Consider the following 24,267-nt stretch of genomic DNA (forward strand, 5'->3'; position numbering starts at 1 on the left):
CGGCCGCGGTTCTAGCTGGTATGGCGCTGCTGTGTGCAGCTGGGGCTGCCTACGGCTTGGGCTTCGGTCACGCAAACAGCCGAGCCATTTTGGGCGACACCCTGAAGGTGAGCGTCCCCCTTCGCCTTGAGCCGGGTGAGGATGTACCCAATGAATGCGTCGCCGCCGATGTGTATTTCGGTGATGAAAAGGTTTCGCCCAAGGCCATTTTCACCGAGGTGGTGGGCGGCGAAGGGCGTGATCGCGTCCTGTATGTCCGCAGCTCCATCGCCATCAGCGAGCCCGTGGTCACCATTTATGTGGCGGCAGGCTGCAAGTCACGCATCACGCGCAAGATTGTCACTTTCCCGGACCCGCCCAACGCGTCCGTTCCGCTGGTCAGCGAAGCCGCGCCCGTCAGCGTGGCTGACGCCATCCAGGCCGCCACCTTGCCCGCTACGGGCACGGTGAGCCCGCCTGGTGCCTTGCCCATGGGCAAAGCGCCCGACCGCATCGAGGCCTCGGGCAAGCCGGTGCATGCAGAACCATCTGCGCCGGCACGGGCAGATCGGCCCGCCAAGTCTTCCAGGCCTGCAAATGGCGTGATGCCCAGCATGACCATGGCCGATGTGGCCGTGTCGGTGGGTGACAAACCTTCTGCCAGCAAGGCTTCCATGACGAAGGCTGCTGGCAAGGCGCACAGGCACTCGCCCACGCCGGCCCATCAAGGGCCCGCTGAAGGGGGGCGCCTGTTGCTGGACCCCGCCGATGCGGATGCCATGGTGATCCCCAGCCTGCGCATGACGCCGGCCCTGGGTTCGCCCACCTCCGCAGAGGAGACCTCGCCCGAGCTGGTCGCGCGTCGGCAGGCCGCGGCCGCAGTCTGGCTGGCGCTCAACGCGTCGCCTGAGCAGATGGCCCGTGACCGTGATCGCCTGCAGCAGCTGGAGCAGCGCCTGGCGCAACTCAAGCAGCAGGGGGACCAGGCTCAGCAGAACGTGGCGGCCTTGAAGACGCGCCTTCAAAAGGCGGAATCCAGTTCCGGCAAATCGGCCTATCTGCTTTGGGCCCTGATGCTGGCTGCCTTGGCGCTGTCCGCGTATCTGTATCAGCGTCTTCGCCACGAGCGCAAGCGCAATGAATCATGGTGGCACTCTCAGGCTCAGTCCAACCTGAGTGAGCCGGATCTGGACCGCGAGCCGGAGCTTTCGCGCACCTCTGCGGAGTTCGTGCACGTTCCCTCAGGTTCGCCGGCAGCGGAGGGGCAGACCGAGGCTGGGGTGTTCACCCCCATGGCAACCGAGCCCAGCAGTCCGTTGACCTCCGCGGCGATCCACAAGTTCGTGCCGGACGCGGTTCCGCCTGCCGTGCAGGCGCCGCCAGCAAGCGTGGCGCACAACGAGCCGCTGCGTGAAGTGTCGGTTGAAGAGTTGATCGACCTGGAGCAGCAAGCCGAGTTCTTTGTGGTGCTGGGGCAGGACGACGCGGCCATTGATCTGCTCGAAGGCCATGTGCACCACACCACTGGTGCCAGTCCCTTGCCCTTCCTGAAGCTGCTGGAGATCTACCGCCGAGTGGGCAAACGCGCCGACTATGAGCGCGTGCAAGCCGAGTTCAACCAGCGCTTCAACGCCTATGCGCCAGCCTGGGAGGCCGACCTGCAGCAAGGACACACGCTGGAAGACTACCCCGGCGTGATCGAGCGGCTGCAGACCTTGTGGGCGGAGCCTGTCCGTGCCATGGCTGTGCTGGAGAAGTCCTTGACACGGCCTGAAAGCGGCGACGACACCTTCGAGTTGCCAGCCTACCGCGAGTTGCTGTTCCTCTACGCTGTGGCGCGTGACCTGTCCGAGCGCGACATCGTGGACCGCCACAGTGTGGATCTGCTGCTGCCGGTGGTGGATTTATCCGGTCGCGAGCCGATGGAATCGGTTCACGCGACGCCCGTGATCGAGCCCCTGATGGCCACGCGCCCCATCAAGGCTCAGCCGGAAGTCAGCCCCAGCATGAGCCTGGATCTGCAGCTGGACGACCTGCCGGTGACGCCGCCGGATCAACGGCATTGATCAAAGGCCGTAGTCGCCTTCGCTCTGGCTATTGGCTGGTGACTGCATGGCCTGCATGATCAGGGCCTTGGTCAGGCGATCCGAGATCAACTCGGCAAAGGCCAGCACGAACTGGCGCAGGTAAGCGCCGCGCTTGAAGGCCAGCCTGGCCATATTGGGCCCGAACAGGTGCCCCACCGGGCGCCAGACCAGTTCACTGCCGGGTGTGCCCATGGTCGGGTCGTCCTTGACCGCCATTTCGGCCACCAGGCCAACGCCCAGGCCCAGGCGCGTGTAGGTCTTGATCACGTCGGCGTCGATCGCTTCAAGTACCACATTGGGCGTCAGGCCCCGTTGCGCGAAAGCCGAATCAATGCGCTTGCGGCCCGTGAACGAGGGGTGATACGAGATCAAAGGTTCGGCGGCCAGTTGCTCCAGCGTCAGGCGCGAAACCTGGGTCAGCGGATGCGAGGCCGGCATCACCACCACGTGCTGCCATTCATAGCAGGGCAGGGTGACCAGCTCGGGGAAGTCGCTGAGCGATTCGGTGGCCAGGCCGATGTCGGCAGTTTCATCCAGCACCATCTGGGCCACCTGCTCGGGCGTGCCCTGGTGCAGGCTGACTGACACCTTCGGGTACTTCTTGCGCAGTGCGGCCACCGGCTCGGGCAGCACGTAGCGGGCTTGCGTGTGCGTGGTCGCGATCGACAAGGTGCCCGCATCCTGCATGGCGTATTCATCGCCGATGCGGCGCAGGTTGCCCAGTTCGCGCAGGATGATGTCGATGGACTGCAGCACCTGCTGGCCTGGCTCGGTCACACGCTTGAGGCGTTTGCCATGCCGCACGAAGATGTCCACGCCCAGTTCTTCTTCCAGCTCCATGATGGCTTTGGAGATGCCCGGCTGCGAGGTGTGCAGGGCCTTGGCGGTTTCCGTCAGGTTGAGGTTGCGGCGGGCGGCCTCGTAGACGAACCGGAACTGGTGCAGGTTCATGGCGCGGCTTTCTTCAGTCTTCCGGCTGCGACAGCTGCCAGGCGGCGTCCACCAGGCCCTGGATCAGCACGTCGGTTTCGCCCACGGCCTGGCTCAGCGTCCAGCGGATGTCGGGGTGCTGGCGGGCCATGTCGTCCAGCAATTGGGGCAGGTCCTTGCGCACGTGGCCACCGGCGCCCAGGAACAGGGGCACCACCGTGATGCGCGTGCAACCTTTGCGCACCAGGTCGGCCGCAGCCTTGGCGATGCTGGGCGACATGAACTCCAGGTAAGCGAGCTCGACCTCGTCACCGCTGGCTGCAGCGCGGGCGCGCAGCCGGTCGGCCACGGTCTCGAAAGGGCGCGCCCAATTGGGGTCTCGCGCGCCATGGGCAAAAAGCAGGATGCCGGATCGGTCCATGAATCAACCTCGAAACGTGAACAGCAAGGGGGTCAGCGGTAGCGCACCAGCCAGACAAAAGCGCTGAGCGACAGCAACAGGTAGGCGATGCTGGGTGCGGCTGCGGCCAGCCAGGGTTGCCATTGGTGCAACAGGCCCAGGTGGCTGGAAATGTGGTTGATCAGCACGAAGCTGATGCCCAGCATGATGCCGCCAAAAATCTTCAGGCTCATGCTGCCGCTGCGTGCGTGAAGATAGGCGAAGGGCAGGGCGAGCGCCACCATCACCATGCAGACCAGCGGGTAGAAGGTCTTCTTCCAGAACTCGATTTCGTAGCGCTGTGCGGCCTGGGCATTGGTGGCCAGGTGCTGGGTGTAGCGCCACAGGGCGAGCGTGGACATGGTTTCCGGCGGCAGCACCGAGGCCGACACCACCAGCGGCGTCAGGCTGCTTTGCCAGTCGAGTTGATCCGGATGCGTCTCGGCGATGATCTTGCTGCCATCGAGCACGGCCTGCTCGCCCACCATCTCGTGCGACAGCCAGCGGGTGTCCGTCACCTTCTTGAGGTGCCAGACGGAGCCGGTGGCCGTGGTGGCATCACCCAGCGCTTCGACCTCGGCTCGCTCGGCGGCCACGCGGCGGATCAGGCGCCCCTGGGTGTCGAACTCGAAGATGCGCACCAGCCCGAATTCGCCCTGGCTGTTGGCCGAACCCACGTTCACGGTGATGTTGTGGAAGCCCTTGCCCAACACTTCGCGGCGTTCGCGCAACCACGTGCCACCGTGGCCCAGGTTGAGGCCCTGCCGGTTGCTGAACTTGGCGCGGTGCAGCGCCAGTTGCTCTTCGGACCAGGGCACGTACCAGTTGCCCACCACCACCATGAGCAGGGCCGCCAGCACGCCCAGGATGCCCAGCAGCGCCAGTGCGCGCCCGGGGCCCAGGCCGCCGGTGCGCAGGATGGTGAACTCCGACGTCTGGGCCATGCGGGCCAGCGCCAGGATGCCCCCGATCAGCAGCGCGATCGGGAACAGGTCGTAAAAGTGGGCGCCTTGCAGGAAGACGCAGGTCCAGATGGCGTTGGTCAGGGTGTAGCCATGGTGACCCAGGTCCTGCAGTTCCTCAACGAAGTCGATGAAGAAGAACAGCGCAGAGAAGGCCAGCGTCACGAAACCCACATGCGTGATCATCGTGCTGAAGATCAGTCGGCGAACGGTGTTCATGCCGTACCTCCGGCTCGTTTGAGTCGGCCCGAGGGCCCTGCGCGGCGCGCCACCGTCTGCCCGGGCATCAAGGCGCCATCGCGCCACCACAGCACGGCCAGCGCACCCAGCGTCAGGCCGCCATGCACGAGCAACAGAGCCGTGATCCAGCCCAGCTTGCCCTGGCTCACCCAGTTCTGGCTCAGGCTCAGCAGGTTGAAATACACCACGAACACCAGCAGGGCATAGACCAGGTTCCAGTTGCTGTTGCGGCGCGCGTTGCCCGCAGCCAGACTCAGGCCTGCCAGCACCATGTTCAAGGTGGCCCAGACCAGGCCGAAGCGCCAGTTCAGCTCGCCATGGGCTTCCGTGCTGTGGACGCCCAGCAGCTTGTGCGTGGGCAGGGCGCGTACCTCTGGTGCCAGCTTTTGCGGGTCCACCACCTCGCCCACCAGGAGGCGCGCCGTGTCGAAGCGCGACAGCGTTTTTTCTGAGGTGGCCAGATCCGTCTGGATGCGTTCACCCTGGCTCAGCACCAGGTAGCGCACGTCATTGTCGATGCGCAGCTGGCCCTCACGCGCGGTGATGACCGACTCCTGCCCCTTGTCGGTCAGCACCATGAAGACGTTCTTGCCGGTTTGCTGGCCGTCGCTGTGGCTGTCGATGAAAAACACGCGCTTGCCGTCGGCCGAAGTCTGGAACTGCCCCGGTGATACGCGGGCCATGTCTGAGCGCTTTTCGAATCGGTACTTGAGCACCTGCGTCTGGCTCTGGGCCCAGGGGCGCGCCACCAGCGTCGAGAACGCCACCACGGCCAGCACGGGCCAGGCCATGCGCAGCAGCGGCGGGACGAAGCTGAACTGCCGCGCACCGCTGGCCTGCCAGACCACCATCTCGCTGTCGCGCCACAGACGGCTGAGCACGGTCACCACCGCCACGAACAAGGCCAGGGCAATGAGGATGGGCAACTGGCCGATGACGGTGTAGCTCAGCACCAGGCTGACGTCAGCGGGCGCGAAGCTGCCCTTGGTGGCCTGGCCGAGGATGCGGATCAGCACCATGGTCAGGACCACGGTGAGCAACACCACCAGGGTGCCGATAAAGCTGCGCCAGAGTTCGCGGCGCACGGAGGAATCGAATAACATTGGTCAGATCAAATCAATCCGTCCATTATGGACTTGCACTGCATGGACTACCGCTCCACCGTGGCCGAAGGGCCCGCACTGTCTCAGGTCAACGCTGACGCGCTGCTGCTGGTTCTGGCCAGCGATCATGCCCATACGGGCGACGCGGTGCTGGACAAGCTCGTCAAAGAGGCTGTGGCGGCTGAAGATTTCGCCTTCAAGGCTGGCCGCGTGTTGTATGTGCACCGCCCCGCGGGCGTCAAGGCGGCCCGCCTGGTGCTGCTCGGTGCGGCGGACAACAAGCCCAAATCCTACAAATCGGCGGTGGCCAAGGGCCTGGCCCAGGTGAAGGAGCTGGGCGCCGCGCATGTGGCCGTGGCCGCCGCCAAAGGCTTCAAGCTGGGTGCAGAGCATGCCAAGGCCCTGGTGCTGGGCGTGGCCGATGCCACCTATGTGTACCGCCACACCAAGCCCAGTGCACCCAAGGCTGGTGCGCTCAAGAAGGTCACAGTGGTCTCTTCTCAGTCCGAGGCGGCCGCCGTCAAGGCGGGCCTGGCGCAAGGCCAGGCGGTGGCTGAGGGCGTGGCCCTGGGCCGCGAGTTGGGCAACCTGCCGGCCAACTACTGCACGCCCACGCACCTGGCCAATGAGGCCAAGCGCCTGGCACGCACGTTCAAGCACATCAAGGCCGAGGTGCTGGAGCGTCGCGCCCTGGAAAAGCTGGGCATGGGCTCCTTCCTGTCCGTGACGAACGGCTCTGCACAGCCACCCAAGTTCATCATCCTGCGCTACCAGGGTGCGGCGGCTTCGCAAGCACCGGTGGTGCTGGTGGGCAAGGGCATCACCTTCGATACGGGCGGCATCTCGCTCAAGCCTGGTGCCGGCATGGACGAGATGAAGTTCGACATGGGCGGCGCAGCCAGCGTGCTGGGTACCTTCCGTGCCGTGGCTGACCTGCAACCCAAGCTCAACCTGATCGGCCTGATCCCCACGTGCGAGAACATGCCAAGCGGCACGGCCACCAAGCCGGGCGACGTGGTCACCAGCATGTCGGGCCAGACCATCGAGGTGCTCAACACCGACGCCGAAGGCCGTTTGATCCTGTGTGATGCCCTGACGTATGCCGAGCGCTTCAAGCCTGCAGCCGTGGTGGACATCGCCACCCTGACGGGCGCCTGCGTGGTGGCACTGGGCAACGTGCACAGCGGCTTGTTCTCGGCGGATGACCAGCTCGCCAACGCGCTGCTGGCCGCTGGCCAGACCGCTCAGGACACCGCCTGGCGCATGCCGATGGACGAAGAGTACGGCGAGTCGCTCAAGAGCAACTTTGCCGACCTGGGCAACGTCGGTGGCCGCGAGGGTGGTGCCATCACGGCGGCTGTGTTCCTGAGCAAGTTCACCAAGGCCTACCGCTGGGCCCACCTGGACATCGCGGGCTCGGCCTGGAAGTCGGGCGGCGCCAAGGGGGGCACCGGCCGCCCGGTTGGCTTGCTGACCCAGTTCATTCTGGACCAGGCTGCCGCAGGCAAGGATGCGATTGCGCCTTTGCCCCATAAGGCAGAAGCCAAGGCGGCAGCCGGCAAGACCGCGCGCCGTGTCGCAGCACCCCGCAAGACGGCGGGCAGGGTGGCAGCCAAGAAGGCTGCAGCCAAGGCCTGACAAGGTAGCCATGGGCAAGGTCGAGTTTCATCACGGCGTGGGCGACAAGCTGTCGTATGCCTGCCGCCTTTTGCGCAAGGCCTACAAGGCCGGCGCCAAGGTTGTCGTGACCGGCGACGCGGCCACGCTGCGCACGCTGGACAAGCAGTTGTGGGTGTTTGACGATCAGGAGTTCCTGCCGCACGTCATGGCGCAGCCTGGGCAGACCGTGCCGCCGCGCCAGCACGACACGCCGATCTGGCTGTCGGTGGACCCGGACACGGCGCCCGGCGAGCGCGGCATCCTGATCAACCTGGGGCAGGAGATGCCGCCCGGCATGGCCCGGTTCGAGCGCTTGTTCGACATCGTCAGCAGTGCGCCGGACGACCGCCAGCTCGGTCGCCAGCGCTGGAAGGCGTATGCGGCCATGGGCTGGCAGGTACAGCCGCATGAGGTCAAGGAATGAGCCAAGGCGCCCAACCCAATCCAGCCCAGGTGCCCACCTTGACCGAGGTGATCGAGCTGCTGTCACCCACCCCGGTGCGGGACGATGGCCTGAACAATGTGGCACGGCCGGCTGCGCCTGCGCAGGGCACGCCAGCAGCCTCTCCCATCATCACCCGTGGTTTGCCCCCCAGCCAGCAGGGGCGAGGCGCCTGGGCGCCCATGACCACGGTGGTCGTGCCTTCGCTGGAGGCCATGCCTGGCCAGGCCGTCGTGGCGCTGGCCGACCTGCCGGTGCTGGAGGCCGTGGTGCCCGAGCCCCTTGCGCAGCAGCCCGTTGCATCCCCGGCCGCTCCTGTGCAGCCGGTGGCGCCTGCCGTGCCCCCGGCCGCAGCGCCGCTCGCCCGGCCACAACCCGTGCAGGCCGCCTTGATCCCGACGGTGACCGATGAGGTCAAACCGGTGGAGGCACTTGCTGCCCCTGCCTTGGTGCCGCCTCAAGCGCCGGTGTTACCCGAGATCACCGAAGCCCAACTGGCCCAGCGTGTGATGGGGGATGTCCAGCGCCAGATCGATGGCATGCTGGACTTCCGCCTGCGTGAGGCCATCGGCCCGATCCTGGCCCGGCACACCGAGGCCCTGGTGAAGGATCTGCGCGAAGAACTCAACCGCACCATGCGTGATGTGGTCACCCGTTCGGTGGCCCAGGAAATGGCCAAGCTGCGCCAGCGCTGAGGCCTTGTTTTTTTCTCCTTACTCATCAATCAATTTTGAGGTGGCTCTGATGTCTGGATCTGTTTTGTCTGTTCAAGCGCGCCTGAGCCTGGCTGCGCTGGCCGCTGCGGCCTTGCTGGTACCTGCCGCCCAGGCCCAAACCGTCGTGAAGATCGGCCACGTTGGCCCGGTGTCCGGCCCACAGGCCCATTACGGCCGCGACAATGAAAACGGCGCCCGCATGGCCGTGGATGAACTCAACGCCCAAGGTGTGCAGATCGGCGGCAAGAAGATCAAGTTCGAGTTGATGGCCGAAGACGACGCGGCCGACCCCAAACAAGGCACCGCCGCAGCCCAGAAGCTGTGTGATGCCAAGGTCAACGGCGTGGTCGGCCACTTGAACTCGGGCACCACCATCCCCGCGGCCAAGGTCTACAACCAGTGCGGCCTGCCCATGATCTCGCCCTCGGCCACCAACCCCGAGCTGACCACGCTGGGCTACAAGAACGTGTTCCGCCTGCTGGCCAACGACAACCACCTGGGCGCGGGCCTGGCCAACTACGCGGTTGACACGCTCAAGCTCAAGAAGGTCGCCATCATCGATGACCGCACGGCTTATGGCAAAGGCGTGGCCGAGGTGTTTGCCAAGGTCGCCAAGGAACGTGGCCTGGAAGTGGTCAGCCAGCAGTACACCAATGACAAGGCGGTGGACTTCAGCGCCATCCTCACGGCCATCAAGGCCAAGAAACCCGATGGCATCTTCTTTGGTGGCATGGACCCCCAGGCCGGCCCCATGCTGCGCCAGATGCAGCAGCTGGGCCTGAGCAAGGTTTACCTGTTTGGTGGCGACGGCATCTGCACCGACAAGCTCATGGACTTGTCCAGCGGCGCCAAGACCCTGGCCAACGTGGTGTGCGCCGTGGGCGGTGCCTCGCTGGACAAGCTGCCTTCAGGCAAAGCCTGGCGCGCGCGTTACGACGCCAAGTTCCCCAACCAGTTCCAGGTCTATTCGCCTTACACCTATGACGCGACCATGGTGCTGGTGGATGCCATGAAGCGCGCCAACTCGGTCGACCCCAAGGTCTACGGCCCCAAGATCGTGGAGGCGTCTTACCAGGGCGTGACCGCCAAGGTGGCCTTCGAGCCCAATGGCGAACTCAAGAACCCCGCCATGACGCTCTACAGCTACAAGAATGGCAAGAAAGTGCCACTGAACTGATTTCCGCGGAACAGGCTGAAATCCTTGCTACAATAGCGGGCTTCGGAGAGGTGGATGAGCGGTTTAAGTCGCACGCCTGGAAAGCGTGTGTAGGTTAATCCCTACCGCGGGTTCGAATCCCGCCCTCTCCGCCAGATGCAAACCCCAAGTGAGTCAATCGCTTGGGGTTTTTTGCTTTCTGGCCATTTGTCATGCGCGACAACGGCGCGCTCAAATCGGCTCGCGGTACATTGCAGGGGAGGCCTTATCCAGCTGTCTCCAAGACTCAAGCGCGCGCGCCCACATGCTCCACCCGCAAACTGCATTTTTCCTGGCAGGCCTGCTGTACATCGCCTTGCCTCTGACGGCGTGGTCCATCCTGCGGCGGCGGCATGACGGGCGGACGGTGACCCTGTGGTGCCTGGGCGGCGGCGCCTTCGGCATTGGCACGGCGCTGATCGGCATGCGTGGCATCGCACCTGAGTGGTTGAGCCTGCCTGTGGCCAACTTGCTGATTTTTGGCAGCTATGCCTTGCGGTCCGCCTCGCTTCGGCGTGAGCTCGGCCTGAGCGAGGGCTATCGGGTGTCCGGGGTGGCCTGGGTGCTGATGAGCGCGCTGTACATGGCGCTGCTGATCTGGGTGCCGCTGGATGCGCCTCGTGTGGTGCTCAGCTCTGTGGCCAACACGGCTGGGGGGCTGACCCTGGCCTGGCTGGCGTGGCGGCTGTTTCGCATCAAAGCTTATCGCAGCGCGGCCATGCTGTCGGTGGCCTACAGCGTGTTTGCCTTGTCGATGCTGGTGCGTGGCGTGGTCAGTGCGGTCCACTGGCAGCAATTGGTGATCTTTTCCTCTGGCCCGGAGTTCGTCTTCGCGTTTCTGGCGGCGCTGATTGCAGCCTTGTACGGCAACCTGGGCTACATCGGCATCGCCCTGGAGTCGGCGCGGGAAGTCGAGCTGGCACGCGCCATGGAGTTGAGCCGTGAGCAGGAGAAACGCGAGCAGGTCGAACTGCACTCGCGGGAGTTGTCCGCGCTGCTGGACGAGCGCACGCAGTTGCTGGCGCACCGCGAGGAGATGTTGGGCGTGATGGCACATGAGGTGCGCCAGCCCCTGAACAACGCGTCTGCGGCCTTGCAAAGCGCCGCGGCGGTGCTGGCGCGCGCCCAGGATGGGCAGGAGGCCAGGCTGCGGCTCAATCGCGCCAACACGGTGCTGATGCAGGTGTCGGCGTCGATCGATAACGTCCTGACCGACGCGGTGCTGCTCGATGGCGGTGAGGCCATGGTGCGTCAGGAAACGGACATCGACACCTTGCTCGCCCTGGTCGTGGCTGACATCTCGCCGGACAGTCGGGCCAGGGTGCGGATCGAGCGCCTGGCCGCGGCAAGAACGGCGGACATGAACGCCAGCCTGATGCGCCTGGCGCTGCGCAACCTGATCGTCAATGCCCTGGTGTATTCGCCACCCGATGCGGAGGTGATCGTGCGCGTGAGTGACAGCGACAGCCCGCTTGGTCTGAACATCGACGTCATTGACCGTGGCCCAGGTTTCGAGCCTGCCGTGCTGGACAAGCTGTTCACGCGTGGCACCCGCGGTACGAGGGCCTTGCAGCCAGGCGGGCACGGCCTGGGCCTGCACATCGTCAAGCGCGTCATGCACATGCACGGAGGCTCCGCCCAGCTGGTGCAAAACCAGCCAGGCGAGGCCGTGGTCATGCGGCTGGTGTTGCCGCAGACCGAGGCCTGATCAGTTCAGGGCGCTGGTGGGTACCACGGGCAGCACCACGCTGGACGGGTAGTTCGGCTCGTTGAGGATGGTGCTCACGTTGCCATTCGCGGCGGCCTGCTGGGGCGTGGGCCACACACCTTGAGCCTGGTTGCTGGCGCTGATGGCGATGCGCAGCTTGTGGCCTTTGCGAACCAGGGCCGCAGCGGGGAACACCTCCACGGGCACCAGCATGGGTTGGCCAGGCACCACAGCCTGTTTCGACGCCGCTGTGAACGGGTGCCAGGGCTGGATCATGATGCCCTTGATGTAGCGGGAGCGGGTGGTGTCCACCGCGCGGTAGCTCGCCGACATCAGGCCATTGGTGATCGGCGTGGCACGGCCGAAGATGTCGACGTCGTCCACGCGAATCGACACCGCGGCCTCGGTCTTGCTGGCCTTCATCCAGATGTCGGCCTGGATCGGGCCGTTGAGGTAGAGGTCGCTGGTGAGCATCGGTGTTTCGTAGGCCAGTGCCTTTTGTGCGTTCTCGACATACGCGTCATTCGAGTAGCAGGCTTTGGGCAGCAGGCCGGCAATGCCAAGCGACCACTGCACGAAACTGATCGAGCAATCGCTGCCATCGTTGAGCGTGACCTTGGCCGTGACGGTGCTGCCGCTGCTGCTCACGCCGTAGGTCACCACGGGTGCCGCTGGCTCGCTGATGGTGTGCGAGGGCTCGGCGATCACGGGCTTTTGTGCGCTCAGGCTCATGTTGCCGCGCAGGTACATGCGCTGCGGCGTCAATTGCGGATGAGGCCAATCGGTGGCGCGGGCGTAGCGGTCAGTGCTCAACAGCCCGTAGCCTTGTACGTATTGCGTGACGTTGGGCAAGCTGGCCGCGCCGGTGTTCATGCCCTTGAGGTACTGGTCGAACCATTGCAACAGCAGCGATGCAGCGCCAGGCGCGCCCTTGGATGTCGCGTTGTTGGCACCGCTCAAGGCGGCTTGAACGGCCCCGACGTGCGAGCCTGGCAGGATCACCAGCTTGGCGTTGACGTTGTTCTTCAGTTGCTCGTACAGCAGGGGCTCGTCGCGCTGGAAGATGTCGTTGGAGCCGCCGATGAGGAAGGTAGGCACCTTGATCTTCGAGGCCGTTTCGATGGGCGAGCGCACCGACCAGAACGAGCCGTCGTCCGTGGCATAGCCTGTCACGCCGGCCAGAGAGCTGTTGACGGTGGGCAGGTACCAGTCGTTGATGGCCGCGATGTGCTCCTGGTTGGCTGCTTCGATCTGGTCGGCATATTCCGGGTGCAGCGACTTGGCCAGGTCATTGGCCACGCTCAGGGATTGGGTCAGTGGCAACCAGATGCTGATGAACTTGGCATTGAGCAAGCCGCCGGTGCCCACGGTGCCGCGATAGGCATCACCCATCGGCACTTCGGCGAATACGGCCTTCACGGCAGGGTGCTGCTGGCCAGCGGTCAACAAGCTGGTGATACCCAGGTAGGAGGTGCCAGCCAGGCCCAGTTGCCCGTTGAACCAGGGTTGCCGGGTGACCCAGTCCACGGCTTCCCCATAGGCGGCCTGCTCGGCTTCACCGATCAAGGCTTCTTCGCCGTCTGACATGCCGGAGCCGAGGATGTCCACCGCCACAGACACATAGCCGCGCTTGATGATGAATTCGTCCTTGCCGCCCACCAGCAGGGTGTTGCCCTTGGTGGCAAACGTGCCCAGCAGCAGGCCGGTGTCAATGCGGTAGGCCGTCTGGGTCAGCACGGCCGGGAAGTTGCCGGCGACGGGGTTGCCATCGGCATCGGCGGGCATGGATACAAACACGGCCAGCTTCTTGCCGTTCTTCATCGTGATGAACTGCAGCGGCAAGGTGGTGATCTTGGGGTACTGCTCGGCCCGCGTGTACTCCGACCAGGTGCTGCCGGCATTCGTGGTGATGGCCGTGTTGGTGCTGCTGTTGCTGCCGCGCGTGCCCAGGGTGGTGGTTTGCGCCGTGGCCAGGCCGGCTGCGCCGATCGACAGCAGGGCAGCGACCAGCCCACGGACCACGAAGCGGGTGCCGTTCTCCGATGAAAGATTCACGTTGACTCCTCATTGTTGTCGTGATCCCTCATGCTAGAAACCGAACGAAGTTCTACCAATAGCCGGATTGACCAACTTATTGGCCATGCCGGTTCAGGCTAACCCTGATCCTGCGCGAGGCCTTTGCCCTCACGCCACGCAGAGGGCGTCAGGCCGGACCAGCGCCTGAAAGCGCGGTGGAAGCTGTGGACGGAGGAAAAGCCCAGGGCATCGGCAATTTGTTTGAGCGGCAGCTTGCCCTCGGCCAGCAGGCGTTCGGCCATGAGGCGCTGGCACTCTTGCGCGAGTTCGGCATGAGAGGTGCCCAGCATGCCCAGCTGGCGCCGGAAGCTGCGTTCGTTCATGCCCATCTGCGCCGCTGTTTCCGACACCGTTGGCAAGCGGGGAAAAGCGTTGAGCAGCCACTGGCGAACCGCATCGGCCATGTCGGTGCCGGCTTGTCGCGCAGCCAATACGGACTCCGCGCGCGTGCGGGCCGTCATGTAGGCCACCGGGTCATGGGTGGGCATCCTGAGGTCCAGGATGGCCGGGTTGAAGCTGATCGAGCAGGCCTTGCGTTCGAAAAGGATGCGGGGGCCGAACGTGCTGAGGTAGCGTTGTTCGTGCCCGGTCGGGATGGCGTAGGGGAACTCGACCTGGTAGATGTCCGATGTGCTGGCCCCGGTGAACCTCAGCATCTGCACGGCACTGGTGGCCACCTGTTCGGTACGGAAGCGGCCGCTCAGGCCGTTCTCGATCACGGGGTTCACCATGAGGCAGGCCGTCTGCCCTGATTCCAGCAACTCCACCTCGGCGCGCTCGACCGCCAGCAGGGCAAAGCGGCGGATGTCCTCCAGCAGCTGGCGCAGGCTGGGGGTGGACAGTGCCAGGGGGGTGATGGCGCCGTACTTCATCAGCGCGATGCTCTTGCCGGCCACCAGCCCGAAAAACGGGTCGCCGGTTTCCTCGATGGCCGCGGCCATCAACCGGTCGAACAGGTGCAGGGGCAGCCAGTCGCCGTCTTCTTGCAGATCGTCGGCCGATTCGATGCCGCACCGCCTCAGGACGTCGCTGGAGTCGAAGCCTTCGACGTCCAGGGTGTAGGCCAGGATCTTCAGGTTGACGGGCGAGAGGCGCATAGGAACAAAGGGCACGGGCGGCGTGAGCGGCAAAATGGGCATGTCCGCAGGCCCGCTAGTCTGCGGTCTTTCTGCAGGCCAATACACATCGAACGATCGGTGATTTCCCTAGCGAAACCCGTCGGAGCTTTAAGCTCCACCTAAGTGGGGCGCTGCATAGTGGTGACTTTCAAGGACAGAGAGAATGAGGCTGCTGCTGGTAGAAGACGATCACATGATCGGTGAGTCCGTGTCGGACATTCTTCGCGCGGAGCACTATGCCGTGGACTGGGTGAAAGACGGCGCGGTGGCCGACTCCGTTCTGCACACGGAAGCCTACGACCTGGTCTTGCTGGACCTGGGCTTGCCGGGCAAGGATGGCATCGAGGTGTTGCGCACCATGCGCCAGGCCCGCAACCGCACGCCGGTGCTGATTGCCACGGCGCGTGACGCCGTTGAACAACGCATTGCAGGGCTGGATGCGGGGGCGGATGACTACGTGCTCAAGCCCTACGACCTGGGCGAGTTGCTGGCCCGCGTCAGGGCGCTGCTGCGGCGGGCGGCGGGCCGCGCCGAGCCGCACTACGAACATCTGGGTGTGACGATTGACCCGGCCACACGCGAGGTCTCGGTGGCGGGGCAGCCCGTGGTGTTGTCTTCCCGCGAATGGGCCGTGCTGGAGTTGCTGCTGGCCCGCCCGGGCGCCGTGCTGTCCCGCAGCCAGCTGGAGTCCAAGATCTTTGGTTGGGAAGATGGCGTGGTGAGCAACGCCGTCGAGGTCTACATCCATGGCTTGCGCAAGAAGCTGGGTGCTGGTTTGATCCAGAACGTGCGCGGCGTGGGGTACATGGTGCCCAAAGGATGAGGGGGCCAGCCACGCACTCGCTGCGCACGCGCCTGCTGGTCTTCCTGCTGGGGGCGATCACGGTGGCGGCCTTGATCCAGGCCATCACCGTCTACCAGACAGCGCTGTCGCAGGCCGATGTCATCTTTGACCGGCACATGCAGAAGATGGCGCTGTCGCTGCGCTCGGGGGTGCCCTTGTCCAATGCACAGGCCACCGAGGCGTTCAGCCAGAGCCGGGAAAACGAAGATTTTGTTGTCCAGATGTGGACGGCCAAGGGCGTGCCGCTCTTTCAGTCCGCGGCGCATCGCACGCTGCGAAGGCCGGCCCAGCCGGGCTTTTCGGATGTGAGGACGCTGGACAACCGCATCTTCCGCGTCTTCTCCGTCAGCACGCCGGTGCAGGTCATCCAGGTGGCGCAGGACATGGCCGCGCGCCGGGACATGGCCAGTGCGCTGGCCCTGCGCACGGTGGGCCCCAGCCTGCTGGCTGCACCCATCCTCATGCTGATCGTAGGCTGGGTCGTGACGCGCTCTTTGGCGCCGGTGGCCAAGGTGCGCTCGCAGATGGCATCGCGCAAGGCGGACGACCTGTCGCCGGTGAACGAGGCCGGCCTGCCTGAAGAGATCCAGCCTTTGATCCAGGAACTCAACCTGCTGTTCGGCCGGCTGCAGCATGCTTTCGAGGCGCAAAAGAGCTTTGTGGCGGACGCAGCCCACGAATTGCGATCGCCCCTGGCCGCGCTCAAGATCCAGGTGCAAGGGCTGCAGCGCGCCTCGGACGACAGCACGCGCGAGACCGCCATCAAGCGCCTGGCCGGTGGCATTGACCGGGCCTCGCGCATGGTGGACCAGTTGCTGGTGCTGGCCAGGCAGGAGGCCAGCGTGGTGGCGGGTGTCCAGTTCGAGCACCTTGACCTGGCCCAGGTTGGCCTGCTGGCACTCACCGATACCTTGCTGGCCGCACAGACCCGCCAGATCGATCTGGGTGTGCACCAGGCCAACCTGTCCATGATCAATGGGCATGCAGAGGCGCTGCGTGTGCTGATTCGCAATTTGCTGGACAACGCGGTGAAGTACACGCCTTCTGGCGGCACGGTGGACCTCGATGTGGCGCCATCGCCTCAGGGCGTGGTCGTGTCGGTCGAGGATTCGGGCGCTGGCATACCGGCCGCAGATCGAGAGCGTGTGCTGGACCGCTTCTACCGTGTCAGTGGCACGGGGCCGGAAGGCAGCGGGTTGGGCCTGGCCATCGTCAAGTCGATTGCCGACCTGCATGGCGCCAGGATCCTGCTGGACACCTCACCGCGCCTGGGTGGCTTGCGTGTGCAGGTGATTTTTCCCGCTTTGGCAGAGTAGGGCGGGTTTTTTAAGGTTCGTCTAAGTGTTATTGCTGACAATCCAGTAACAGCCCGTATGAATAACGGGCGCCTTGATTTGTTCTTCACATCAAAGGACACCATGCGTTTCTCTTTCATTGCCCTGGCATCCGTTGCCACCTTGCTGGCCGCTTGCAGCAGCAGGCCCCCTTTGACTGCACAAGCCCCGGCGGCGTCGGCTGTTGCACCTCAGAAGACCGCTTCTGCCAGCGCGCAAGGCAACTCGGTCAACCAGGCTCAACTGGATGCCGAGAAGCTGGCCGCTCAAGTTCGCCAGCAGCGAGCTGATCTCAACGCCAGCCAGGTGCTGTTCGATTTCGATGACTACCGCGTCAAGTCTGACTACACGGACATGCTGCAAAAGCAGGCCCAGTTCATGAAGGCGCAGGGCATCGACAAGCTGGTGCTGCAAGGCAACTCCGACGAGCGCGGCGGTGCCGAGTACAACCTGGCCCTGGGTCAGAAGCGCGCAGACGCGGTGCGCAAGGCCCTGGTGTTGCTGGGCGCGCCTGAAGACCGCATCGAGACGATCAGCTTCGGCAAGGAAAAGCCCAAGGCCACTTGCCACGAAGAGTCCTGCTGGTCGCAAAACCGTCGCGTGGATTTCGTTCACAGCGACAAGCACTGACACAGTGTTGTCATGTTGGCGTTGCAAAGTGTCGAGACCTTTATCTTGATTTTTTTGCAACATGACCAACACACTCATGACTCGTACTTTCTCTGCTCTGGCACTGTGCGCACTGGCGCCAATGGCGTTCGCTCAGAACATCACGGGCGCCGGCGCCTCCTTCCCGGCTCCGGTCTACAGCAAGTGGGCCGCTGAATACCAGCGCAGCACCCAGCAACAGGTGAACTACCAGTCGGTGGGCTCGGGCGCCGGCATCAAGCAGATCAAGGGCAAGACCGTGGACTTTGGTGCCTCGGACATGCCGCTCACTGACGAGGATCTGGACAAGGATGGCCTGCTGCAGTTCCCCACCGTGATCGGCGGTGTGGTGCCTGTGGTGAACATCAAGGGCATCAAGCCCGGCCAGATTCACCTGACCGGCCCGCTGCTGGCTGACATCTACCTGGGCAAGATCACCCGCTGGAACGACGCTTCGCTCAAGGCGCTGAATCGCGACGTGCAACTGCCTGATGCGCCGATTGCCGTGGTGCGCCGCGCCGATGGTTCCGGCACCACCTTCATCTTCACGAACTACCTGTCCAAGATCAGCCCTGACTGGAAGAGCCGGGTTGGCGAGAGCACGGCCGTCAACTGGCCGCTGGGCACGGGTGGCAAGGGCAATGAAGGCGTATCGGCCTTTGTGCAGCGCCTGGACAACTCGATCGGTTACGTCGAGTACGCCTACGCCAAGCAGAACAAGATGGCCTATGTGCTGATGGCCAACCGCGAAGGCCGCTTTGTGGAACCGCTGGACAAGAACTTCAAGGCTGCTGCCGCGGGTGCGGACTGGTCCAAGTCCTTCTACCAGGTGCTGACCAACCAGCCGGGTGCAGATGCCTGGCCGATCTCCGGTGCCACCTTCATCCTGATGCACAAGGTTCAGGACAAGCCCTTGCAAGCCAAGGCTGCGCTGAAGTTCTTCGACTGGGCCTATGCGCACGGCGACAAGATGGCCGCAGACCTGGATTACGTGCCGATGCCTGACTCGGTCAAGGCCATCATCCACAAGAAGTGGGATGGCATCAAGGGCGCCGACGGCAAGGCCGTGTTGAGCATGTAATGGGACTGGGTGACGACGACGCTGTGCTTCGTCACCCAGACATCCATCAAGGCCGGTTGAGGCCGCGGTGCAGGCGCTGATGCATCCTGCCGCCACGAGGGCCAGGCGCAGGGCAATTCGGAGCGGATGCCGAAGAGGCTGCGCAAGGTGGCATGGCTGCGCCGGAACCTTGACGCATCATGCCGGCCCGTGAGCCAGGCCCGCCGGGCATGGCGGGAGGCATGTCAGGCAAGGTCATGCCCTTGGCCTGTGCGCGCTTCTGCATTTCTTCATGGTGCTCGGCGCGAATGCGGTTGCGCTCTTCATCGCTTTGCGCGGCCCACATCCTGGCGCGGAAGGCTGTGCGCTCGGAGTCGGTCATCAACTGGCTGCCGTAGATGGGCATCTCGCTGCTCGTGGCTGCCTCGGTGGTGGCGGGCTTGGCTGCATGGGCAACCTGCATTGCCATGGGTACCAAAGTGGACAGGCTGGCTGTCAGCAGTCCGATCAACAGTTGTTTGCGGTCCATGTCTTTCTCCTGGCCGGGCCATCGGTTTATGGTTGCAAAGGCAGGCCCTTCACCTCGCAATGGCCATTGTCGGCTCGCGGGTCACCAACGTGTTGCGGTGCAGCAGACTTTACGTGGATTCCCTAAAAGGGAGACGCTTTTCACAATTTTGCAATGTTATGGTGTGCAGCAAATTGCACATTTCGGTCATCAGGGTTAACATCCGCATGCCTTGATTCCTCAAGGCCCGGCTTTCCTCCCTGAGCCGGTGGTGCACCGTGATGACAGCGTTGCACTTTGCAGCCTGCTGGTCCTTCGGACTGGCAGGCTTTCTTTTTTGTTGCGTGCGCTTTTGGGTGGCGCCATAACGACAAAGCGCCCCGAAGGGCGCTTGGCGAAACCGTTGCCCGGCGCGAAGGCCGAGTGAGGATCAGCGGTTGCTTTCCTTGACGATGACCCACTGGCCATCGATCTGCTTCCAGGTCAGGACCTTGAGCGTCTTGTCCTTGAAGTTGGCCGAGGTGTAGGTTTGGGTGAAGCTGGTCACGACCGAATCACCCTTGGGCACGGCCTTGATGTCGCCCACCTTGACGTCGATCTCGCCGGTCTTGCCCACCAGGCGGCGGCGTTCGCTGATCCACTTGGCCGAGGTTGATTTCGCGGGGGCGAAGTCCTTGGCGTAGAAGGTGAAGTAGCGGGCCACGTCCTTGGCCATCCAGGCAGCCGCCCAGTCGCGCAGGCGCTGGGCCACGGTCTCGGCGGCAACCTCGTCGGCCATGGGGGCTTCGGGCTTGGTGGCCAGGGCAGCAGGCGCCGCCACAGGCGTCACCACGGCGGGGCCGGCCATCTTGCGGGCACGGGCATCCAGCTCTTCTCGGCTGACCGAAGTGGCGTCCACACTGGTGACCGGGCATCGCTGGGCGGCATCGCTGGCGGCTTGCCAGTCGCGCGCCAACTCCTGGTTGCCGGCGTCGTCACGCGAGATGCCCAGCGTGGAGGCCAGGCTGTTGCGCGAGGCCTGCACGCGGGCGTAAGCCAGTTGCAGGTCGTACTCGGCATTGGCGTACGAGCGCTTGGCGGTGTAGAGCTCGTTTTCGGCGTTCAGCAAGTCCAGCAGGCTGCGCTGGCCAATGTCGAACTGCTGGCGGTAGGCGTCACGGGCCTTTTCGATCGCCAGGACGTTGCGGTCCAGTGCGGCGAGCTGGTCCTTGAGCTTCTTGATGTCGTTGTGCGCGATGGCAGCAGTCTGGCGCACGTCGCGGCAGGCCTTGTCACGCTGGTCGGCGGCCTGGGTGATCAGGTCGGTGTACTGGCGCACGCGGGCCTGGTCGGAGCCACCGTTGTACAGGTTCCAGTTCAGCACGATCTCGGCCGAGGTGTCGCGCTTCTGGTCTTGCACGCCGTCGAAGTTCTTGCCCACGCCAGAGCGCACGCGGGCTTCCACCTTGGGCTGGTAGCTGCCTTCCTTGCCGGATGCCTGTGCCTGGGCGGCGCGCAGGTTTTCCACGGCGGCGCTGATGCTGGCGTGGCGGGCCAGGGCCTGGTTCACGGCATCGGCGTTGACGGGCATGATGCCGCGGTCCAGGCCCGTGGGCGCTGGCAGCTTGGCGGCCGGCGCCTCGCCGATCACACGCAGGTAGCGGGCGCTGACGTCATGCAGGTTGGCCACTTCGGTGGTCAGGTTGGAGTCGGCCAGGGCCAGGCGGGCGTTGGCCTGTTCGCTGTCCACACCGCGGCCTACACCGGCCTTGAACTTGGACTGCAGCTGGTCAAAGGCGTACTTGTGCTGCACGTAGTTGTCTTCAGCCAGGGTCACCAGCTTGCGGTAGCGTTCCACGTCGATGTAGGCACGTGCGGCTTCCAGGGCCGTGTCTTCGGTGGCAGCCACAAATTCAAAGTAGCGGGTCAGGCGGGCATGGCCCAGGCGCTCGACTTCCTTGCGGGTTGCCTGGCCGTCCCACAGCAGCTGGTTGGCGCTCAGGGCGATGCCGTTGCGGCTGAGGCTTTGGGATTCAGGGTTGCGGCTGGTGATGCGGTCACGGTCACGGCCGACGCTGGCGCTCAGGTCCACGCGGGGGTAGTAGCCGCCACGGGCGACGTCGGTTTCATTGGCGGCGGCGCGAAGGGCGTTGAGCCGCGCGGTGACTTCCGGGTTCGTGGCAATGGCCTTTTGAGCGGCATCGGCCAGGGAGCCCGCGGGCGCGCTCTGGGCGTATGCGCAGGCTGCGCTCATGCAAGCCAGAGCCAGGATGGTCAGACGGGATTTCATCATCGAGTGGGTCACCTTGCACCTCGGTCGCGATTTGTGAAGGCCCAGCCGACTTGCCACCGGAAACCCGGTATCAACTGGACACATTTGCGTTTATCGGCGCATTTTGGCATTAAATGAAGGGGCGTTTCACGTGGTGCATCCCGACCCGTGCATATGGGTGGTGTGCTGCACCGTTGCAGGTCAAGTTTTACCCCTTTTGGTCGATTTGACACTGTGGTCCGCTCGCGTCCGAAAACTCCATCGCTAACGTTGTCCTGGTCCGCCGGGGGGCTTGCCTTCTGGCGGCTGTGCTGGCGTGCGTTGATGGCGGCGCTGGTGCTGACGCTGGCGTGTGGCTGGGTGGCCACGCGTGCGTTCGAGTCGCCCAAGGTGGTGCTGGCTGCGCAGAAGATGGGGCCGGTGGCGCTGGCTCGGGCCCAGGCCTTGTTGCAGGAAATTGCCGAGGCCGCGGGCCAGGACGATGAATCTCGCCTCAAAGCCATCAATACCTTTTTCAATCGCCAGATTCTGTATCGCGATGATCGGGAAACGTGGGGTGTGGTGGATTATTGGGCTTCACCTCTGGAAACTCTGGCCAAAGGGCAGGGTGACTGTGAGGATTACGCCATTGGCAAGTATTTTTCCCTGATTGCGGCGGGTGTTCCCAGTGTGAAGATGCGCATGGTGTATGTCCGTGCGCAGTTGGGGGGGACCATCCAGGCTCACATGGTGCTGGCGTATTACCCGGAGCCAAATGCCGAGCCCTTGATTCTGGATAACCTCGTCACCGAGATTCGTCCAGCCTCCAGGCGTCCGGATCTGGTGCCTGTTTTCAGTTTCAACGCCGAAGGTTTGTGGCAAGGTGTCAGTGGGTCGAATGCTGGAGACCCGTCAGCCCGCCTGTCACGTTGGCGAGATGTGTTTGCGAAGGCCAAGGCTGAGGGCTGGTGGTGAGGCTGCAAAGGTAAGAATCCGTATGTCCTTGATTCGTCAGATCTGGTTGTTGTTGCTGGTGACGCTGTTGATGGCGTTCTTCGGCAGCTTTGCCGTCTGGATGTTGTCGGCACGTGGCTACCTGGAGACGCAACTGCGGCTGAAGAACGCGGACAACGCGCAATCGCTGGCGCTGAACCTGTCTCAGCAAAAGGGTGACATGCCCTCAATGGACCTGACCGTGTCGGCCATGTTCGACACAGGCTTCTACCAGCGCATCACCTTGAAGGATGCGGGGGGGCGTGTGGTGGTCAACCACGAGGCGGATGCCAAGGTGCTGCGCGAGGCGGCGCCGGCCTGGTTTGTGAACCTGGTGCCCGTCGAGTCGGTGCCTGGCGTGGCGCAGGTCTCGGATGGCTGGCGTGCACTGGGTTCGGTCGAGGTGGTCAGCCATGCCGGCTTTGCGCATGCGCAGTTGTGGCAAGGCAGTGCCAAGACGGCGGGCTGGTTGTTTGTGCTGGGGGCGTTGTCCTGCGTGATTGCCGCCTTTGGCGTGCGCCGCATCCGCGAGCCGCTGGATGCCACGGTGGCCCAGGCACAGGCCTTGATGGAGCGCCGTTTCGTGACGGTGCAGGAGCCTCGCGTGCCCGAACTGGCGCGCCTGAGTCAGGCGATGAATGCCGTGGTGGTGCGCCTGAAATCGGTGTTCGAGGAACAATCTGGCCAGGTCGAGCAGCTGCGTCAGCAGGCCCACTGTGATCCGCTGACCAGCCTGTCACACCGCCGGCACTTCATGGCGCAACTGGGCGCGGCCATCAGCAGCGAAGAGGGTTCTGGCTCGGGTGTGCTGTACCTGATCCGCCTGGTGGACTTGTCCGGTATCAATCGCTTGCTGGGGCACCGCACGACGGATGCCTTGCTGCAGCATCTGGCTCGCACGCTCAAGGAAGTGTCGGCCGGTATCGACGGGGCGGCGCAAGGCCGGCTCAATGGGGGGGACTTTGCCGTCTGCCTGACCAGTGCCGAAGCCTCCTTGCCTGAACCCGAGTATTACGTGGACGCCCTGCGCAGGGCCTTTGCCGAGCAGGCGGTATCGGCCTCGGTGGTGGTGGGCGCGGTGCACTGGAAACGGGGCATGCCCCTGCAGCAGGTGCTGGCCTCGGCCGACTCGGCACTGGCCAAGGCGGAAAGCCGCGGCGCGTTTGCCGTGGAGGTGGCCGAGCACGTGGATGCCGCCTTGCCCGCGCTGGGCCAGGATGAATGGCGCCGTCGCCTGACCGCGGCGCTGACGGAGCGTCGCTTCAAGCTGATGCGCTACCCTGTGGTCGACAAGCAGTTGATGCTGGTGCACTACGAGTGCCCGCTGCGCATGCAACTGGACCCTGCGGGTGAATTCGAGGCGGCGGCCAACTGGTTGCCCATGGCCTTGCGGTCGGGCCTGATCGCGCAGATCGACGAAGCGGCCGTGCAATTGGCGCTGGAAGAAATTGGGCAGGACTACCAGGACCGTGGCGTGAACCTCTCGCCTGTGTCGCTGGCGGACAGCGGCTTCATTCCTCGCCTGTGCGCGCACCTGGCTGCCGCGCCCGAGGCGGCGAAGCACCTCTGGCTGGAAGTGCCTGAAACGGCCGCAGTGGAGCGCTTCGATCTGGTGCGCGAGCTGTGCCGCCAACTGCGGCCATTGAATGCCCGGGTGGGTCTGGAGCACGCAGGTGAGAAGTTGACCCGCATTGCCTTCCTGTTCGAGGCCGGGCTGGACTACATCAAACTGGATGCCTCGGTGGTGCAGGGCGTGGCGCAGGACGCGGCGCGCTCGGCCTATGTGTCGGCCACGGTGAGCATGTTGCATGGCCTGGGCCTGCAGGTGTACGCCGAAGGCGTCAGCGAGTCCGCCGACATGGTGGCGCTGCGCCAGGTCGGGGTGGATGGCGTGACGGGGCCGGCTGTGCGGCTGTGATCAGCACCATGGTTTGCTCGCCTGCCTGAGCGCCCTCAGGTTTCAACTCGGAAATGAAAAAGCAGCCCTCAAGGGGGC

20 protein-coding genes and 1 tRNA gene are annotated in these 24,267 nt (G+C 64.4%); 13 read left to right on the forward strand and 8 right to left on the reverse strand.

Annotated features, from left to right (window positions below):
• Window positions 1-107 precede the first annotated feature (107 nt).
• On the forward strand, window positions 108-2,045 hold the full coding sequence (locus JY96_RS19155; protein ID WP_152606583.1) for a hypothetical protein: 1,938 nt from the start codon (window positions 108-110) through the stop codon (window positions 2,043-2,045).
• Here the strand turns inward: JY96_RS19155 and JY96_RS19160 are convergent, their stop codons facing one another.
• Genes JY96_RS19160 through lptF form a run of 4 tightly spaced genes read right to left on the reverse strand, consistent with a single transcriptional unit; the run spans window position 2,046 to window position 5,740 of the window.
• Window positions 2,046-3,017: a CysB family HTH-type transcriptional regulator gene (locus JY96_RS19160; RefSeq protein WP_035039877.1), complete on the reverse strand. Its 972-nt coding sequence runs from the start codon at window positions 3,015-3,017 to the stop codon at window positions 2,046-2,048. It lies immediately after the preceding gene.
• Between the two features lie 13 nt (window positions 3,018-3,030).
• On the reverse strand, window positions 3,031-3,417 hold the full coding sequence (locus JY96_RS19165; protein WP_035039878.1) for a sirohydrochlorin chelatase: 387 nt from the start codon (window positions 3,415-3,417) through the stop codon (window positions 3,031-3,033).
• 32 nt (window positions 3,418-3,449) lie between these two features.
• The gene (lptG, locus tag JY96_RS19170; RefSeq protein WP_035039880.1) at window positions 3,450-4,616 is read right to left on the reverse strand and encodes an LPS export ABC transporter permease LptG; all 1,167 of its coding nucleotides are present in this window, start codon (window positions 4,614-4,616) and stop codon (window positions 3,450-3,452) included.
• Window positions 4,613-5,740: an LPS export ABC transporter permease LptF gene (gene lptF / locus JY96_RS19175; RefSeq protein WP_035039882.1), complete on the reverse strand. Its 1,128-nt coding sequence runs from the start codon at window positions 5,738-5,740 to the stop codon at window positions 4,613-4,615. The genes lptG and lptF overlap by 4 nt, the downstream gene beginning before the upstream one ends.
• A gap of 42 nt (window positions 5,741-5,782) precedes the next feature.
• Here lptF and JY96_RS19180 point away from each other — a divergent pair, with 42 nt between their 5' ends.
• The 6 genes from JY96_RS19180 to JY96_RS22550 all read left to right on the forward strand — a co-directional run bounded on the left by JY96_RS19180 (window position 5,783) and on the right by JY96_RS22550 (window position 11,460).
• A complete protein-coding gene (locus JY96_RS19180) occupies window positions 5,783-7,378 on the forward strand; it encodes a leucyl aminopeptidase (protein WP_052162989.1) in 1,596 nt (531 codons plus the stop codon).
• Window positions 7,379-7,388: 10 nt separating this feature from the next.
• On the forward strand, window positions 7,389-7,823 hold the full coding sequence (locus tag JY96_RS19185; RefSeq protein ID WP_035039884.1) for a DNA polymerase III subunit chi: 435 nt from the start codon (window positions 7,389-7,391) through the stop codon (window positions 7,821-7,823).
• The gene (locus tag JY96_RS23640; RefSeq protein ID WP_052162743.1) at window positions 7,820-8,536 is read left to right on the forward strand and encodes a hypothetical protein; all 717 of its coding nucleotides are present in this window, start codon (window positions 7,820-7,822) and stop codon (window positions 8,534-8,536) included. The genes JY96_RS19185 and JY96_RS23640 overlap by 4 nt, the downstream gene beginning before the upstream one ends.
• Window positions 8,537-8,585: 49 nt before the next feature.
• Window positions 8,586-9,734 carry a branched-chain amino acid ABC transporter substrate-binding protein gene (locus tag JY96_RS19195; RefSeq protein ID WP_035039886.1) on the forward strand — a complete coding sequence of 383 codons (1,149 nt, stop codon included), beginning with the start codon at window positions 8,586-8,588 and terminating at the stop codon, window positions 9,732-9,734.
• 44 nt (window positions 9,735-9,778) lie between these two features.
• A tRNA-Ser gene (locus tag JY96_RS19200) sits at window positions 9,779-9,868 on the forward strand.
• Window positions 9,869-10,017: 149 nt separating this feature from the next.
• A complete protein-coding gene (locus JY96_RS22550) occupies window positions 10,018-11,460 on the forward strand; it encodes a sensor histidine kinase KdpD (RefSeq protein ID WP_052162744.1) in 1,443 nt (480 codons plus the stop codon).
• Here JY96_RS22550 and JY96_RS19210 read toward each other — a convergent pair whose 3' ends face one another.
• Both JY96_RS19210 and JY96_RS19215 read right to left on the reverse strand, forming a co-directional pair.
• Window positions 11,461-13,515, reverse strand: coding sequence for a CocE/NonD family hydrolase (locus tag JY96_RS19210; protein WP_152606586.1), 2,055 nt, complete (start codon window positions 13,513-13,515; stop codon window positions 11,461-11,463).
• Window positions 13,516-13,613: 98 nt separating this feature from the next.
• Window positions 13,614-14,675 carry an AraC family transcriptional regulator gene (locus JY96_RS19215; RefSeq protein WP_081961436.1) on the reverse strand — a complete coding sequence of 354 codons (1,062 nt, stop codon included), beginning with the start codon at window positions 14,673-14,675 and terminating at the stop codon, window positions 13,614-13,616.
• Between the two features lie 142 nt (window positions 14,676-14,817).
• On the opposite strand from JY96_RS19215, the gene JY96_RS19220 reads away from it, so the two are divergent.
• The 4 genes from JY96_RS19220 to pstS all read left to right on the forward strand — a co-directional run bounded on the left by JY96_RS19220 (window position 14,818) and on the right by pstS (window position 18,561).
• Window positions 14,818-15,477 carry a response regulator transcription factor gene (locus JY96_RS19220; RefSeq protein ID WP_035039890.1) on the forward strand — a complete coding sequence of 220 codons (660 nt, stop codon included), beginning with the start codon at window positions 14,818-14,820 and terminating at the stop codon, window positions 15,475-15,477.
• Window positions 15,474-16,814: an ATP-binding protein gene (locus JY96_RS19225; RefSeq protein WP_035039892.1), complete on the forward strand. Its 1,341-nt coding sequence runs from the start codon at window positions 15,474-15,476 to the stop codon at window positions 16,812-16,814. The genes JY96_RS19220 and JY96_RS19225 overlap by 4 nt, the downstream gene beginning before the upstream one ends.
• A gap of 102 nt (window positions 16,815-16,916) precedes the next feature.
• On the forward strand, window positions 16,917-17,462 hold the full coding sequence (gene pal, locus JY96_RS19230; protein WP_035043694.1) for a peptidoglycan-associated lipoprotein Pal: 546 nt from the start codon (window positions 16,917-16,919) through the stop codon (window positions 17,460-17,462).
• A 61-nt stretch (window positions 17,463-17,523) separates the two neighbouring features.
• Window positions 17,524-18,561, forward strand: coding sequence for a phosphate ABC transporter substrate-binding protein PstS (pstS, locus tag JY96_RS19235; protein ID WP_081961438.1), 1,038 nt, complete (start codon window positions 17,524-17,526; stop codon window positions 18,559-18,561).
• A 46-nt stretch (window positions 18,562-18,607) separates the two neighbouring features.
• Here the strand turns inward: pstS and JY96_RS23770 are convergent, their stop codons facing one another.
• Both JY96_RS23770 and JY96_RS19245 read right to left on the reverse strand, forming a co-directional pair.
• Complete coding sequence (locus tag JY96_RS23770) at window positions 18,608-19,069, reverse strand: hypothetical protein (protein ID WP_052162747.1); 462 nt, start codon at window positions 19,067-19,069, stop codon at window positions 18,608-18,610.
• A 409-nt stretch (window positions 19,070-19,478) separates the two neighbouring features.
• Window positions 19,479-21,320, reverse strand: a complete 1,842-nt coding sequence (locus JY96_RS19245; RefSeq protein WP_052162748.1) for a TolC family outer membrane protein — start codon at window positions 21,318-21,320, stop codon at window positions 19,479-19,481.
• Between the two features lie 303 nt (window positions 21,321-21,623).
• Here JY96_RS19245 and JY96_RS19250 point away from each other — a divergent pair, with 303 nt between their 5' ends.
• Window positions 21,624-22,253, forward strand: coding sequence for a transglutaminase-like cysteine peptidase (locus JY96_RS19250; RefSeq protein WP_035039894.1), 630 nt, complete (start codon window positions 21,624-21,626; stop codon window positions 22,251-22,253).
• A 22-nt stretch (window positions 22,254-22,275) separates the two neighbouring features.
• Window positions 22,276-24,189 carry an EAL domain-containing protein gene (locus tag JY96_RS19255; RefSeq protein WP_035039895.1) on the forward strand — a complete coding sequence of 638 codons (1,914 nt, stop codon included), beginning with the start codon at window positions 22,276-22,278 and terminating at the stop codon, window positions 24,187-24,189.
• Window positions 24,190-24,267 lie beyond the last annotated feature (78 nt).

Origin of the sequence: Aquabacterium sp. NJ1 (genome assembly GCF_000768065.1) — a bacterium.
Taxonomy (GTDB): Bacteria; Pseudomonadota; Gammaproteobacteria; order Burkholderiales; family Burkholderiaceae_C; genus Aquabacterium.